Raw genomic sequence first — 14,036 nt, 5'->3', positions numbered from 1 at the left:
CCGCCAGCTATGGTGACCGTGCCCGGTCAACTGCCGCACTTCGCTGGGGGGCCACGTTCGATGGCACGCCGACTGAGCCCCGTGGGGCTTGAGTTCATCGAGTCCGCCGCGCTGCGTCTGGTCTTCGCGCGCGAAGTGAACGCCCCGCCCGAGGCGGTCTACCGCGCCCTCGCCGACGACGTGGCGGGCTGGCCCACGTGGTTCACCGCGGTCACGCACTGCCGTCCGACGGACGGGGGCAAGGGCCGCGAGGTCCGGCTCAAGGGCGGTACGCGCTTTCGGGAGACGATACTCGCGGCCGACGAGCCGGGGCGGTACGCCTACCGCGTCGACGAGACGAACGCGCCCGGGCCGCGCGCCCTCGCGGAGGAGTGGCGGCTCACCCCGGCCGGGACCGGCACCCGCGTCCAGTGGACGTTCGCCGCGGACGGCGCCGCGCCCTTCCGCCTCACGCTGAGGCTCGCCCGCGCGGGCCTGGACCGGGCCTTCCGCGACGCGGTCACGACCCTGGACCGGCGACTGGCGGCGGCCTCCGCGTAGGGCGGGACTGTTGTGCGGGCCTGGTGGGGCTTGCGCTACCGAGGCCACCGCCCGGTCGTGAGCAGCGTGTCGATCGCCTCCGCGTAGGGCCTGATGTCCATGCCCTGTTCGGCCAGCCACGCGTCGGAGTAGTACTTGTCCAGGTAGCGGTCGCCCGGGTCGCAGATCAGTGTGACGACGCTGCCCGTGCGGCCCGCGGCCACCATCCCGGCGACGATCTTCAGGGAGCTCCACAGGCCCGTGCCGGTGGAGCCGCCCGCCCTGCGGCCGATGGCCTGGTCCAGGGCGCGCACGGCGGCGACGGACGCCGCGTCCGGGACCTTCATCATGCGGTCGATCGCTCCGGGCACGAAGCTCGGTTCCATGCGGGGGCGGCCGATGCCCTCGATGCGGGAGCCGCAGTCGCTCGTGGCGTCCGGGTCGTTCTTCGTCCAGCCGTCGAAGAAGCAGGAGTTCTCCGGGTCGGCGACGCAGATGCGGGTGTCGTGCTGCATGTAGTGGACGTAGCGCGCGATGGTCGCCGAGGTGCCGCCGGTGCCCGCCGTGGCGACGATCCACGCGGGCTCGGGGTAGCGCTCCAGCCTCAGCTGCTGGTAGATCGATTCGGCGATGTTGTTGTTGCCGCGCCAGTCGGTGGCCCGCTCCGCGTACGTGAACTGGTCCATGTAGTGGCCGCCGGTCTCGACGGCGAGGGCGGCCGACTCGGCGTACATCGTGCGCGGGTCGTCCACGAAGTGGCACCGGCCGCCGTGGAATTCGATCAGTCGGATCTTCTCGGCGCTGGTCGTGCGCGGCATCACCGCGATGAAGGGGACCCCGATCAGCATGGCGAAGTACGCCTCGGAGACGGCCGTGGAGCCGCTGGATGCCTCGATGACCGGACGCCCTGGCCTGATCCAGCCGTTGCACAGGCCGTAGAGGAAGAGCGAGCGGGCGAGGCGGTGCTTGAGGCTGCCCGTCGGGTGCGTCGACTCGTCCTTGAGGTACAGGTCGATGCCCCAGTGTTCGGGCAGCGGGAAGCGCAGCAAGTGGGTGTCGGCCGAACGGTTGGCGTCGGCCTGGACCTTGCGGACCGCTTCTTTCAGCCAGGCGCGGTACTCCTCGTCGCTGTGGTCGACGTCGAGTGTGGGCATCGGCTCGTCGGCTCGATCCTGCTGTGGGGTGCTCACCGCGGGGCTCCTTCGCGTCGTGCCGGACGCGATTCGAACGCGGCCGTACCCCCCGATCTTAAACACCGTCCGCACGCTTCCCACCTGCATAAACACACCTTTGGGCACCTCAAAGGCACTGCTGGCGCAGCGCGTCGGCGGGCGTGCGCCGGAGGGGCGCACGAGGGGCGTCGACGGACTGCCGCGACGTCTCCATGCGCACTGGTGCTCGACGCCTGGTGCGTGCACACTGCACCGCGGGGCAACTGTCCCCATAGGAGCGATTCACCGAAGCGCACAAGGGGGCGGAGCGTCATGGCGGAGCCGGAGTTCACGGCCACGGGCGTGCGAATCGGGCGGCGCTTGCGCTCCCTCACCCGGGCCGGGCAGGTCCGAATCGCCGACGGCAGGCTGGAGTTGCTCACCAGCTACGGCAAGGAGATCGACAGCGCGCCGGTGCAGGCGGTACGCACGGGCAAGCCGTGGTTCGCCGCGGACGACCGCGCGCTGGCCGAAGTGAACGGCAGGCGTTACAAGCTCACCCTCGGCGGGCACGAACCGGGGCCCGGCCAGGGCGGACCCCCGACCGTACACAGGTTCATCGAGGCGGTACGCAGGGCCGGGGAGCGCCGTCGGCGGGGCTGAACGGTGGGACCCCGGCGCCATGGGCCGGTGAGGCCCCCGCACCGCACGCCGCGGTGGGGCCCGGCGCCGCACGCGAGTTGCACACCCGCACCCCCTGGGTCACTCTGGTCTCACATCACTCTGGGTTTACCGGCGATGACGCTGAAGAACCAGCCCGCCGCCGGCCACGTAGCAGGCGGCAGACCAAGCGGCCCCCTGCTCGATCCGAACGTCGTCTTCTTCCGGACCTCAATTCGGGGAGTCGCAGCCGTGATCAGCCAACCAAGCAGGCATTGCACGGTGGAGCTCCAGGCTCTGCCGTCGCGGATCCGCCAGGTCCGCAGAATCGTCTCTGCGCAGTTGCGCTACTGGCATCTCGATCCCTTGATAGACCAGGCCGCCCTCGGTGTGACCGAGTTGCTCAGCAACGTCCACCGGCATGCCGAGCCGGACAAGGACTGCACCGTGGAGATCGAGCTGCTGCTCGACCGTCTCACGGTCTCCGTCCACGACCACGACCCCCGACTGCCCGAGGTCCACGACGCCGAGCCGTTCGCCACCTGTGGCCGCGGCCTCGCGATGGTGGCGGCGGTGAGCGAGAGCTGGGGCGTGTGCCCCCAGGGCGACGCCGGAAAGACCGTGTGGTTCACGCTCCCCGCGTCCGCCCCTTCGGCGACCGTGCCGTCGTACCCCGTGTACGGGTCGGCCGCGAAGACTCCCGCCCGGTCGGCCGTTGCCGGCTGACCGGGCGGTGACCGTACATGCTGTCCGGGCGGTGACCGTACGCGCTGACCGGGCGGTGACCGTACGCCGCGGCCCCGCCCACTGGCGCCACGGCCTCACTCGGTGGCGATGGCCCGCAGCACATCGAGACGTGCCGCCCGCCGAGCGGGGCGCAGGCCCGCCAAGGCTCCCGCGGCCAGGCCCACCAGTGCGACCACCGCGAGCCGCGCCGGCGGCACGGCGAACGCGAAGTCACTGTCGCTCGCGCCGTCGGACACCTTGACCAGCACCCAGCCGAGGAAGCCGCCGAGCGCGAGCCCGCCCGCCGTGCCGAAGGCGGCGACGAGCAACGACTCCCAGCGGACCATGGCGCGGAGCTGCGCCCTGGTCTGGCCGACGGCACGCAACAGGCCCAGCTCGCGGGTGCGTTCATGGATCGCGAGGGTGAGCGTGTTGGCGATGCCGAGCAGCGCGATGAGCACCGCGAGGGCGAGCAGCGCGTAGACGAGGGTGAGCATCATATCGATGCCGCTCGCGGAGGACCGGGCGTACTCGCTCCGCGTCTCTACGCCCGGGTTGCCGTGGTCGCGCGCGGTCTCGGTGACCGCGGCCTTGCCCTCGGCCGTGCTCACGCCGTCCTTGAAGGTGACGGAGACCAGGCTGTCCGCGTCCTGCGCGCGGTGGGGCGCCCAGGCCTCGCGGGTGATGACGTAGTCTCCGGCGAGTTCGGAGCGGCCGTAGACGGCGCGGACCGTGAAGGTCTCCTTCTCCCCGTCGGCGAAGGCCAGTTCGGCCTCGGACCCGACCTTCAGGTCCTGTTTCTCCGCCTCCGCGCGGGTGATCGCGATGCCGTCGTCGCCGAGCGCGTCGAGCGATCCTTCGACCCGGCCGAGGTCGAAGGAGTCGGCGAACGGGCCCGGGTCGGTGACGGTCAGGGCGCGTCCCTCGCCGTCCACCTTCGCGGCGCCTCTGCCGAGGCCGACGGCCGTCTCCACCTCCGGGCGCTCGGCGAGGGCCGGGGCCAGCTTCGGGCTGAGGCCGCTGCCGCCCGCGCCGAAGCCGGGGGTGCTCACCGCGACGTCGCCCGCGAAGGAGCGGTTCACCGTCTGGTCCATGGTCGCCTTCAGCGAGGCGCCGAAGACGGTGAAGAGGGAGACGACGGCGACGCCGATCATCAGCGCGCTCGCGGTGGCGGCGGTCCGGCCGGGGCTGCGCAGGGCATTGCGCCGGGCGAGCCCGCCCGTGACACCGCGCAGCCGGTCCAGGGGCCCGCCGAGAATGCGTACGGCACGGGAGGACGCGACGGGCCCGAGCACCACGAAGGCGGCGAGGGCGAGGACGGCGCCCGTCCCCGCCGGCCAGATGGACGGGGTGACCAGTACGCCCGTCAGGGCCAGGCCCACGGCGGCCAGCGCGAGGCCGAGGCCCGCGACGGCGCGGCTCCGTGAGGTCCCCGAGTGGTCGACCGCGCTCTCGCGGAGCGCGGCCAGTGGTGCGGTGCGCCCGGCCCGTACGGCGGGCAGCAGCGCGGAGCCCAGGCAGACCACGACGCCGACGGCTAGCGGCAGCAGCATGGACAGCGCGCTGATCGCCAAATCGCCCTCGGGGAAGGGGAAACCGATGGCCGGGAAGAGCGCCTGCAGGCCCACCGCGACGCCGATGCCGCCCGCGAGACCCGCGGCCGAGGCGACCACGGCGACGACGCCCACCTCGACGAGGGTCGACACGGTGACCTGGCGTCGCGAGGCGCCGAGCGCGCGAAGGAGCGCGTTCTCGCGGGTGCGCTGGGCGACGACGATGGCGAAGGTGTTGTGGATGCTGAAGGTGGCGACGAGCAGGGCGACGCCGGAGAAGACGAGCAGGAAGCTGGTGAAGAGCGTCAGGAACTGGCCGGAGACGTCGTCCGTGTTCTCCGCGGCCGACGCCTCACCGGTGATGGCCTCGACTCCCTTGGGCAGTACGGGTGTCAGCGCGTCGACGAGTTCCCGCTCGCTCACGCCGGGCCCGGCCCGCACCTGGATGGTCGCGGCCTCGCCGGGCTTCGGCGTCAGGTACTTCTCGGCGTCGGCCTGCGTCATGCCGGTGAAGGTCGTCTGCGCCATGCCGTCCTCGCCGCCGAACGTCGCGAGGCCGACGATCCTGACCTCGACGGGGTCCGGGGTGCGCAGCGTCGTCGTATCGCCGACCTTGAGGTCTCCTGCCTCGGCGGCGCCGCGGTTGACGACGACCTCGCCGGACTTCGACGGGGCGCGTCCTTCGGCGAGACGGTACGCGTTGAGGTCGGCGTCGTCGATCCAGTTGCCGGCGAGCGTGGGCGGGCCCTCGCCGCCGATGGGTCCGCCGTCCTTGGCGAGGAGCTGGCCGGCGCCCTGGATGCTGGGCGAGGCGGCGGCCACGCCGTCGGTCTGCTCGATCTTCTCCGCCAGGGAGGTCTTGACGGGCCTGCGGGTGCCCTGGCTGTCGTCGGGCGTGGTGATCGTGTCGGCGCTGCGGACGACGGCGTCGGTGCCGCTGGTCGCGTTGCCGAACATCGTGTCGAAGCCGGCGCGCAGGGTGTCGCCCATGACGAGGGTGCCCGCCAGGAAGGCGACACCGAGCATGACGGCGAGGAACGTACCGGCGAAGCGGCGCTTGTGGCCACGCAGCGAGGACAGGCTGATGCGGGCGGAGGCGCGCAGTGAACTCCGGGCGCTCATGACGGTGCTCCCTCCGTGCCCGCGCATGCGCCCGCGCGCGTGTCCGCGCCTGTGCGCGTCTCGGCGCCCGCGCCTGCGCCCGGGGCGGGGCCCGAGGCGGGGCTGCTGTCGGTGTCGAAGGACTTCAGCCGGTCCAGGACCGTGTCCGCGGTCGGCGACTCCAGCCGGTCCACGAGGCGGCCGTCGGCGAGGAAGACCACCTCGTCGGCGTGGGCGGCGGCGACCGGGTCATGAGTGACCATGACGACGGTGCGGCCCATCTGGCGCACCGCGCGGCCCAGCAGGTTCAGCACCTCTTCACCGGAGCGCGAGTCGAGGTTGCCGGTCGGCTCGTCGGCGAAGACGACGTCGGGCCGGCCCGCGAACGCCCGCGCCAGGGCGACGCGTTGCTGCTGCCCGCCGGAGAGCTCGGCGGGCCGGTGGTGCAGCCGGTCCCGCAGTCCGAGGACGTCGATGAGCGCGTCGGCCCACTCGTGGTCGCCACGGACGCCCGCGAGGTCCATGGGCAGGGTGATGTTCTCGGCGACGGTCAGCGTCGGCACCAGGTTGAACGCCTGGAAGACGAAGCCGACGCGGTCGCGGCGCAGCAGCGTGAGGCGCCGGTCGTCGAGGGAGCCCAGTTCCGTGTCGCCGATGAAGGCGGCGCCCGAGGTGAGCGTGTCAAGCCCCGCCGCGCAGTGCATGAGCGTGGACTTGCCCGAGCCCGACGGGCCCATGATCGCGGTGAAACGCCCGGCGGGGAAGCCGACGCTCACCCCGTCCAGGGCCCGCACGGCGGTGTCGCCGTCGCCGTAGACCTTCACGGCGTCGGTGACGCGGGCGGCGGCCTCCACGGTGCCGGTGCTGGTGGCCCCGCCGGTTGCGGTGTTCATGCCGCACCGCCCTTGGAGGCCCGGCCGAACTCCTCGTCGAGGATGGAGAGCCGACGCCAGTACTCGTCCTCGTCGATCTCGCCGGAGGCGAAGCGACGGCCGAGGACGGCGATGGGCGAGTTCGCATCGACGCCGGTGGGCCCGCCGGGTGCCCTCAGCGGTCCGCGGCGCCCGCGCCACACGGTGCGGCGGAGCAGGGTGACGGCGCCGATCACGACGGCCGCCCAGATCAGCGGGAAGAACAGGATCCACGGGCCGGGCCCGCCGTCCCAGTGCGCCAGGGTCTGCATCTGAACTCAGCTCCTCAGGGAGTGTTTCTCGTGGTTCCTTCTCGTGGTTTCCGTGCTGCGTCGAGACTCGCTCCCTGAGGGGCCGCACGTCGTCGTACGGCCAGCGGCACCGCGCGTACCACGGCGGGAGTATCCGGCCGGGCCCAGCCTGCTCCCGCCGCCGTGCCGGGGTCGCGCCGCCGTCGCGCCGTCAGTGGATCTCTGTACCTACTGGTATGTACAGTGGTTTCATGAGCACTCCCGAGCGTCTGATCGAGTCCACGCGCGAGCTGCTGTGGGAGCGGGGCTATGTGGGTACGAGCCCCAAGGCGATCCAGCAGCACGCGGGCGCGGGGCAAGGCAGTATGTACCACCACTTCACCGGCAAACCCGACCTCGCGCTCGCCGCGATCCGGCGTACGGCAGAGGAGATGCGCGCCACCGCCGATGCCGCCCTCGCCGGTCCGGGGACGGCGTACGCGCGTATCGAGGCGTATCTACTCCGGGAGCGCGACGTATTGAGGGGCTGTCCGGTCGGGCGGCTCACGATGGACCCGGACGTCATCGCGAGCGACGAGCTGCGCGCGCCGGTCGCCGAGACTCTCGACTGGCTGCGCGACCGGCTCGCGGCAATCCTCGAAGAGGGGCGCGCCCAGGGCGAGTTCACGTCCGCGCTCGATCCTCGGGAGATCGCCTCTGCGGTCGTCGCGACGGTGCAGGGCGGCTATGTCCTGGCCCGCTCGTCCGGTGCACCGACCGCGTTCGACGCGGCGGTACGCGGCCTGCTCGCGCTGCTCGGAGCCTGCGCCGCCCCTCTCCGCACCACCACCGACTCCCACCCCAACTGACCCCGCCGCCAAGGAAGTACGCGATGCACGCCATGCAGTACGAGATCACTCTGCCCGCCGACTACGACATGGGCGTCATCCGCCACCGCGTCGAGTCGAAGGGCCATCTCCTCGACGCGTTCGCCGGACTCGGCTTCAAGGCCTATCTGATGCGCGAGCGCGGCAAGGACGGCTCGCCCGTCAACCAGTACGCGCCGTTCTACTGCTGGAACACCGCCGAGGGCATGAACTCCTTTCTCTGGGGGCCCGGCTTCCAGGGACTCGTCGACGACTTCGGCCGGCCCGCGGTGCAGCACGGGTCGGTCCTCGCGTACGAGGACGCACTCGCGCCCGGGATCACCCCGAAGGTGGCGGTACGCCGCCGCCGACGCATCCCCGAGCCGTCACGCCTCCCCGAGCCGGCGCATGAACTCGCGGAAGACACACGCCGTTTGGTCCGGCAGGCCGGTGCCGTGAGCGCGCTGACGGCCGTCGACCCGCGGACCTGGGAAGCGGTGCACTTCTCACTCTGGGAGCACGAGGCGCCCCAGGGCCTCGGGGACGTCTTCCGGGTGCTGCACCTGTCGGCACCGGAGCACGAGAAGCCCGCGAACGGGCCGCAGTGGTGACGGCGTCCCCGGGCGCCGTCCGTACGGTTCTCGGCGACATCGCCCCGGCGGACCTCGGGGTCTGCGACGCCCATGACCATCTCTTCCTGCGCAGCCCGCGACTCCCGGGCCAGGAACTGGACTCGGCCGGGGCGGCGGCCGACGAGCTGGCGGCGTTCCGCGCGGCGGGCGGGCAGAGCGTCGTGCAGTGGACGCCGCACGGGATGGGACGGCACGCGGGGCGGCTGCCGGAGCTGTCCAGGGCGACGGGCGTACGGATCGTCGCGGCGACGGGACTGCACCAAGCCGCCCATTACACGCCGGAGCTACTGAAGCGGCTCCGCACGGAGGGCCTCACGGAGCTGTTCGTGCGCGAACTCACGGAAGGCATCGGGCACTTCGGAGTACGGGCCGGGCTGATCAAGGTCGCGGGCGGCTTCCACGGGCTCGACGCCCACGCGCGGTGGACGATGACCGCGGCGGCCGAGGCTCATCACGCGACCGGCGCCCCGATCGCCGTGCACCTGGAGCTGGGCACGGCCGCGCTGGACGTACTCGACCTGCTCTGCGACGAGTTGGCGGTCCCGCCGCACCGAGTGATCCTCGGCCACCTCAACCGCTCCCCCGATCTCGCCCTCCACCACAAGGCCGCCGAGACGGGCGCCCATCTCGCCTTCGACGGTCCCTCCCGCGCCCATCACGCCACGGACTGGCGCATGCCGGAAGCGGTACGGTCCCTGGCCGACGCGGGCTTCGGCGACCGCCTGCTCCTGGGCGGCGACACGACCACGGCGGGGGCACGGTCGGTGAGCGGCGGTCCGGGCATGCCGCATCTGCTGCGCGGAGTGCGGCGCCGACTGGAGCTCGCCGTGGGCGAGGAGCTGACGGAGCTGATGCTCACGGTCAACGCGGGGCGGGCGTTCGGAGCGGAGTGGGCCCAGCTGTGAGGTGGGCTCAGTCGTGGAGTGAGCAGCGGAGTGGACCCAGCTTATTGCACCGAGCGTTCCAAAACCGGTACGGTCTCCCCATGGCCCGACCGAGGACTTTCGACGAGGAGCGGGCCCTGGACGCGGCCATGCACGCGTTCTGGGTGAACGGCTACGAGGCCACCTCGACCCAGGACCTGTGTGACGCCACCGGCCTGGGCCGCAGCAGCATCTACAACACGTTCAACAGCAAGCACGATCTCTTCCGGCGCGCCCTGGCCCGCTACATGGACATGATGAACACCGCCCAGATCGAGATCCTGGAGGACGTGGGCCGATCGGCCACGGAGCGCCTCCGCACACTGTTCGCCCGGGTCATCGAGGGGGAGTTCGAGCACCGGGAGGACGGGCACAGCATCGGCTGCCTCACCGTCAACACGACCGTCGAGCTCGCCGCGCGCGACCCGGAGGCGGCCGCAATGCTGGAGCGCGACCTCGCGACGCGGCTCACCGCACTGCGGGCCGCGATCCGCTCCGGACAGCGGGACGGCGACATCACGAAGGGGCGGGACGCGGACACCCTCGCCCGCTATGTCAACGCCGTCATCGGCGGCATGCGGGTCTCCGCGCAGGGCGGCGCCGACCGGGCCGCCCTGGAGGCCATCGCCGACACCGCGCTCGACGCGCTGACGGTGCGCTAGCCGGTACACACCGGACGCCGGTGGGCGGCCCTTCCCCGTACACCGCCTCCGTACACCGCCCCCGCGCGCCACCACCCCGCGCGCCGCTCCCACGCGCGCCGCTCCCACGCCGCCACCCGGCGCGCCTCTTCATGCCCTTGTTTTGTACTGAACTATCTAAAATAACCCGACCCGACAGGAGCACACCGCCATGCCCCGCGCCGTATACGTACTCGCCCTTGGTATCTTCGCCATGGTGACCAGCGAATTCGTGGTCGCAGGACTGATGCCGCAGATGGCCGAGGGACTGGACGCCACGATTCCCGAGATCGGCTATCTCATCACCGCCTTCGCCGCCGCGATGGCCCTCGGCGGACCCTTCCTGACGGTCGCCCTCCTGAGGATGCGACAGAAGGCTGCCCTGCTGCTGCTGTTCGGCATCTTCCTCGGGGGCAACGTGCTCGCCGCCCTCGCTCCCGACTACCGCACCATGCTGGTGGCCCGCGTACTCACCGGCATCGCCTCGCAGGCCTTCTTCGGCGTCTCCATCTCCCTGGCCTCCCGCATGACCCGGCCCGAAGTGCGCGGGCGCGCCGTCGCCGTGGCTCTCAACGGGCTGATGCTGGGCACGCTGCTCGGTCTGCCGCTCTCCACCGTCATCGGTGAACACCTGGGCTGGCGCGCCGCGTTCTGGGCCATCACCGTCCTGACCGTGCTCGCGGCCCTCGCCACGCTCGCCGGAGTGCCGGACGCCGACGGCGGGACCGAGGAGCGCAGCGGCCTGCGCGAAGAGCTGGGCGCCTTCCGCAATCCGCGGCTGTGGCTCACCCTGACCACCAGCACCTTCGTCATCGGCGCCACCTTCTCCGCCTTCAGCTACCTCAATCCGATCCTCACCGAGATCACCGGGTTCTCCAACGGAACCGTCCCGCTGCTGCTCATCGCGTACGGCGCCGCCACCGTCGTCGGCAACACGGTCGTCGGACGGCTCGCCGACCGCCGCGCCATCCCGGTCCTCGTCGTCGGCCTCGCGCTGAACCTGGCCTTCCTCACCGGGTTCGCGCTCCTCGCCCAACTGACCGTGCCCGCCGCGGTGTTGATGATGGGAATCGGCCTGGTCGGGGTCACCATGAACCCGGCGCTCGTGACCCGTGTCCAGCGCACCGGCAACGCACGGCCGCTGGTGAACACGGTCCACTCCTCCTTCATCACGCTCGGCATCATCATCGCCACGTCCGTCGGCGGGCCCGCCATCGAAACCTTCGGTCTGCGGGCGCCGCTGTGGATCGGCGCGGGGCTCGCCCTGCTCGGGCTCGGCACGCTGGTGCCCGACCTGCTGCGCCGCCGGACCGAGGCGCGGACGACCCCGGCGGCGGTGCCGGTCGAGGACGGGCGACCCGCCGGGCGGGATGTGGTCGAGACGGTCTAGCCCAGCGCCCCGAGGGGGTCGTCGAGCACCGGCTGCCAGGCCAGTTCGGCGGCCCCCACCAGGCTGTTGTGGTCCAGCGTGCAGGCGAGGATCGGTACGCTGCCGCTGCGCCCCCACAGGCTCCGGTCCGCGACGACGGCGCGCAGCCGCTCCGGGTCAGCCTCCAGGAGGGCGCGGTGCAGACCGCCGAGGATGATCCGGTCCGGGTTGAGGATGTTGACAAGGCCCGCGAGGCCGAGACCCAGCCGGTCGATCAGCACCTCGGCCGCGCGACGCACGGACGGCTCTCCGTAGCCGTCACGGAGCAGGGCGCGGGCCTGTACGAGCAGCCCCTCGGGGCCGGGCTCGCGGCCCGCCTCCGTCAGGAACGCGAGGGGGTCCGTCTCGACGTCCAGGCAGCCACGGCTGCCGCAGTGACACGGCCGTCCCTCGGGGGTCACCGTGAGGTGGCCGACCTCCAGCGCGAGGCCCGAACTCCCCGTGTGCAGGCGGCCGTCGAGGACGAGGGCGCCGCCCACACCGCGGTGGCCGGTCGCCACGCACAGCAGGTCCCGGGCGCCGCGCCCCGCGCCGTGGCGGTGCTCGGCGAGCGCGGCGAGGTTCACGTCGTTGCCGGCGAAGGCCGGGCCCTCGATGCCCGCGGCGCGCACGCAGTCGGTGAAGATCTCCCGGACCTGCGCGCCCGCGGGCCACGCCAGGTGCAGCGGATTGAGGGCGGTGCCCTCCGGCTCGGCCACCGCGGACGGCACCGCGAGTCCCGCCCCCACACAGCGTCTGCCGGTCTCCCGGAGCAGCCGCGCGCCCGCGTCGACCACGGAACCGAGGACCTGTGCGGGGTCCGCGTCGATGGTCTCGCAGCCGGGCGCGGTCGCGACGGTGCGCCCGCCGAGCCCGACCAGCGCGGCCCGGAACCCGTCCGCGTGCACCTGCGCCGCCAGCACGACGGGCCCCTCGTCCGCGACGGCGAGGCGGTGCGACGGCCTGCCCTGCGACCCCGCGGCCGCGCTCGGCTTCGCGTCGATCCGGATCAGGCCGAGCGCCTCCAGCTCGGCGGCGACGGCGCCCGCCGTGGCGCGCGTGACGCCCAGCTCCGCGGTGAGCACGGCACGGGTCGGGGCGCGCCCGGTGTGGACCAGTTCGAGCGCGGGGCCCAGCGCGCCGCGCCCTCGCTCCAGGCGGGTACGCGTGGTCACTTCCCCCTCGGCGCGAGGGTCAGCCTTGCCGTTCATGAGGGCGAGTCTCCCATGATCCGTACACGGGCTCGCCGTCCGTGCGTCATCCGCTCGTTCCTCCCCTGAAGCGTCTTGTACGTCGCCTGAGACGTCTCGTACATCGCCTGAGACGTCTCGTACGCCGCCTGAAACGTCTTGTACGTCGCCGGCGCGCACCCCTACCCTGACTTTGTGCCGCTACTAAACAAAACCGGGACCGCAGCGCCGCGGCCCGCCGCCCCCGACCTCCGCCGCCTGCGCGCGGCGCTCACCGTCTTCTTCGCCCTCGACGGCTTCGTCTTCGCCGGCTGGGTCGTCCGCGTCCCCGCCATCAAGGAGCAGACCGGCGCGTCGGCGAGCCGGCTGGGCCTCGCGCTGCTCGCCGTGTCCGCCGGTGCGGTCGTCACGATGACACTGACCGGGCGGCTGTGCGCGCGCTACGGCAGCCTCCCTGTGACAGTCGCCTGCGGAGTGCTGCTTCCCCTGAGCGTCGCGCTGCCGCCGCTGACGGATTCGGTCCTCGTGCTCGGAGTCGTCCTGCTGTTCTTCGGAGCCGCGTACGGCGGCATCAGCGTGGCGATGAACAGCGCGGCCGTCGACCTCGTGACCGCGCTGCGGCGGCCCGTGATGCCCAGCTTCCACGCGGCGTTCAGCCTGGGCGGCATGCTCGGCTCGGGGCTCGGCGGCCTGGTCGCGGGGCACCTGTCCCCCACGCCTCATCTGCTCGGCATCACCGTCCTCGGCCTCGCGGTCACCGCGGCGACCGCGCCCGCGCTGCTGCGGCACGGGGCGGCGGATCGCATCCGGGCGCACTCCCCCGCCCGCCCCAAGAGCCCGTCCACCACGCCGGAGGGCGGCACTTCGCGCCGCATGGACCGCCGCACCCGTGGCCTGGTCCTCGTCTTCGGGCTCATCGCGCTGTGCACGGCGTACGGCGAGGGCGCCATCGCCGACTGGGGCCCGCTGCATCTGGAGCAGGACCTCCACGCGCACCCGGGCATCGCCGCCGCCGGCTACGCGTGCTTCGCCTTCGCGATGACCATCGGCCGCCTCCTCGGCACCACGCTCCTGGAACGGCTCGGCCGCACCCGCACGGTGGTCGGCGGCGGCGCCCTCGCGTGCGCCGGGATGCTGCTCGGCGCGCTCGCGCCCTCCGCGGGCCTCGCCCTGGCGGGCTTCGCCGTCACCGGGCTGGGGCTCGCCAACATCTTTCCCGTGGCGGTCGAACGCGCGGGTGCGCTGGCCGGTCCGGGCGGCGTCGCCGCCGCGTCGACGCTCGGCTACGGCGGCATGCTCGTGGGGCCGCCCCTCATCGGTTTCATGGCGGACTGGTACTCCCTGCCCACGGCCCTGACGAGCGTGGCCGTGCTGGCCGGGGTCGCCGCGTGCGTCGGCTTCGCGACCCGGCGCACGGAGCGCGAGCCGTCTACGGAAACGGTCTGACATCTACCGGAGCCTCCCGTTCGAGCGCGCTCCATCCGAC

Annotated in this window: 14 protein-coding genes; 9 read left to right on the top strand and 5 right to left on the bottom strand. The window is 72.6% G+C overall.

Annotated elements, in window-relative coordinates; translation table 11 throughout:
* Nucleotides 1-60 precede the first annotated feature (60 nt).
* A complete protein-coding gene (locus tag ACWDVB_RS12880; protein ID WP_451513597.1) occupies nucleotides 61-540 on the top strand; it encodes an SRPBCC family protein in 480 nt (159 codons plus the stop codon).
* A gap of 35 nt (nucleotides 541-575) precedes the next feature.
* Here ACWDVB_RS12880 and ACWDVB_RS12875 read toward each other — a convergent pair whose 3' ends face one another.
* The gene (locus tag ACWDVB_RS12875) at nucleotides 576-1,673 is read right to left on the bottom strand and encodes a PLP-dependent cysteine synthase family protein (RefSeq protein ID WP_451513822.1); all 1,098 of its coding nucleotides are present in this window, start codon (nucleotides 1,671-1,673) and stop codon (nucleotides 576-578) included.
* A 330-nt stretch (nucleotides 1,674-2,003) separates the two neighbouring features.
* Here ACWDVB_RS12875 and ACWDVB_RS12870 point away from each other — a divergent pair, with 330 nt between their 5' ends.
* Entirely contained in the window at nucleotides 2,004-2,333 is a 330-nt protein-coding gene (locus ACWDVB_RS12870; protein WP_451513598.1) for a hypothetical protein, read from the top strand.
* Between the two features lie 249 nt (nucleotides 2,334-2,582).
* A complete protein-coding gene (locus ACWDVB_RS12865; RefSeq protein WP_451513599.1) occupies nucleotides 2,583-3,056 on the top strand; it encodes an ATP-binding protein in 474 nt (157 codons plus the stop codon).
* Between the two features lie 95 nt (nucleotides 3,057-3,151).
* Here ACWDVB_RS12865 and ACWDVB_RS12860 read toward each other — a convergent pair whose 3' ends face one another.
* The 3 genes from ACWDVB_RS12860 to ACWDVB_RS12850 are packed head-to-tail and all read right to left on the bottom strand — an operon-like array spanning nucleotide 3,152 to nucleotide 6,893.
* Entirely contained in the window at nucleotides 3,152-5,713 is a 2,562-nt protein-coding gene (locus ACWDVB_RS12860) for an ABC transporter permease (RefSeq protein ID WP_451513823.1), read from the bottom strand.
* A 14-nt stretch (nucleotides 5,714-5,727) separates the two neighbouring features.
* On the bottom strand, nucleotides 5,728-6,603 hold the full coding sequence (locus tag ACWDVB_RS12855) for an ABC transporter ATP-binding protein (RefSeq protein ID WP_451513600.1): 876 nt from the start codon (nucleotides 6,601-6,603) through the stop codon (nucleotides 5,728-5,730).
* Nucleotides 6,600-6,893 carry an SHOCT domain-containing protein gene (locus ACWDVB_RS12850; RefSeq protein ID WP_451513601.1) on the bottom strand — a complete coding sequence of 98 codons (294 nt, stop codon included), beginning with the start codon at nucleotides 6,891-6,893 and terminating at the stop codon, nucleotides 6,600-6,602. Before ACWDVB_RS12850 ends, ACWDVB_RS12855 begins: the two co-directional genes overlap by 4 nt.
* A 230-nt stretch (nucleotides 6,894-7,123) precedes the next feature.
* Between ACWDVB_RS12850 and ACWDVB_RS12845 the strand changes: the two genes are divergently transcribed.
* The 5 genes from ACWDVB_RS12845 (at nucleotide 7,124) to ACWDVB_RS12825 (ending at nucleotide 11,342) form a co-directional block, all read left to right on the top strand.
* Nucleotides 7,124-7,720 (top strand): TetR/AcrR family transcriptional regulator, encoded by a 597-nt coding sequence (locus ACWDVB_RS12845; RefSeq protein WP_451513602.1) that lies wholly within the window; start codon nucleotides 7,124-7,126, stop codon nucleotides 7,718-7,720.
* A gap of 23 nt (nucleotides 7,721-7,743) precedes the next feature.
* Nucleotides 7,744-8,328 carry a DUF4865 family protein gene (locus ACWDVB_RS12840; protein ID WP_451513603.1) on the top strand — a complete coding sequence of 195 codons (585 nt, stop codon included), beginning with the start codon at nucleotides 7,744-7,746 and terminating at the stop codon, nucleotides 8,326-8,328.
* Nucleotides 8,325-9,254 (top strand): phosphotriesterase family protein, encoded by a 930-nt coding sequence (locus tag ACWDVB_RS12835; protein ID WP_451513604.1) that lies wholly within the window; start codon nucleotides 8,325-8,327, stop codon nucleotides 9,252-9,254. The genes ACWDVB_RS12840 and ACWDVB_RS12835 overlap by 4 nt, the downstream gene beginning before the upstream one ends.
* Nucleotides 9,255-9,334: 80 nt before the next feature.
* A complete protein-coding gene (locus ACWDVB_RS12830) occupies nucleotides 9,335-9,934 on the top strand; it encodes a TetR/AcrR family transcriptional regulator (RefSeq protein ID WP_451513605.1) in 600 nt (199 codons plus the stop codon).
* Between the two features lie 190 nt (nucleotides 9,935-10,124).
* Nucleotides 10,125-11,342 (top strand): MFS transporter, encoded by a 1,218-nt coding sequence (locus tag ACWDVB_RS12825; RefSeq protein WP_451513606.1) that lies wholly within the window; start codon nucleotides 10,125-10,127, stop codon nucleotides 11,340-11,342.
* On the opposite strand, the gene ACWDVB_RS12820 is transcribed toward ACWDVB_RS12825, so the two are convergent.
* Nucleotides 11,339-12,571: an ROK family protein gene (locus ACWDVB_RS12820; protein ID WP_451513607.1), complete on the bottom strand. Its 1,233-nt coding sequence runs from the start codon at nucleotides 12,569-12,571 to the stop codon at nucleotides 11,339-11,341. The two genes, ACWDVB_RS12825 and ACWDVB_RS12820, sit on opposite strands and share 4 nt — an antisense overlap.
* A gap of 174 nt (nucleotides 12,572-12,745) precedes the next feature.
* On the opposite strand from ACWDVB_RS12820, the gene ACWDVB_RS12815 reads away from it, so the two are divergent.
* Complete coding sequence (locus tag ACWDVB_RS12815; protein ID WP_451513608.1) at nucleotides 12,746-13,996, top strand: MFS transporter; 1,251 nt, start codon at nucleotides 12,746-12,748, stop codon at nucleotides 13,994-13,996.
* Nucleotides 13,997-14,036 lie beyond the last annotated feature (40 nt).

The organism is Streptomyces sp. NPDC003379 (assembly GCF_053589195.1).
This window is presented reverse-complemented; position numbering and strand designations above follow the sequence as displayed.

Excerpts from the sequence above, each read along its gene's own strand:
- ACWDVB_RS12880 (WP_451513597.1), top strand. The coding sequence starts at position 61 with ATGGCACGCCGACTGAGCCCCGTGGGGCTTGAGTTCATCGAGTCCGCC.
- ACWDVB_RS12875 (WP_451513822.1), bottom strand. The coding sequence starts at position 1,673 with ATGCCCACACTCGACGTCGACCACAGCGACGAGGAGTACCGCGCCTGG.
- ACWDVB_RS12870 (WP_451513598.1), top strand. The coding sequence starts at position 2,004 with ATGGCGGAGCCGGAGTTCACGGCCACGGGCGTGCGAATCGGGCGGCGC.
- ACWDVB_RS12855 (WP_451513600.1), bottom strand. The coding sequence starts at position 6,603 with ATGAACACCGCAACCGGCGGGGCCACCAGCACCGGCACCGTGGAGGCC.
- ACWDVB_RS12850 (WP_451513601.1), bottom strand. The coding sequence starts at position 6,893 with ATGCAGACCCTGGCGCACTGGGACGGCGGGCCCGGCCCGTGGATCCTG.
- ACWDVB_RS12845 (WP_451513602.1), top strand. The coding sequence starts at position 7,124 with ATGAGCACTCCCGAGCGTCTGATCGAGTCCACGCGCGAGCTGCTGTGG.
- ACWDVB_RS12840 (WP_451513603.1), top strand. The coding sequence starts at position 7,744 with ATGCACGCCATGCAGTACGAGATCACTCTGCCCGCCGACTACGACATG.
- ACWDVB_RS12830 (WP_451513605.1), top strand. The coding sequence starts at position 9,335 with ATGGCCCGACCGAGGACTTTCGACGAGGAGCGGGCCCTGGACGCGGCC.
- ACWDVB_RS12825 (WP_451513606.1), top strand. The coding sequence starts at position 10,125 with ATGCCCCGCGCCGTATACGTACTCGCCCTTGGTATCTTCGCCATGGTG.
- ACWDVB_RS12820 (WP_451513607.1), bottom strand. The coding sequence starts at position 12,571 with ATGAACGGCAAGGCTGACCCTCGCGCCGAGGGGGAAGTGACCACGCGT.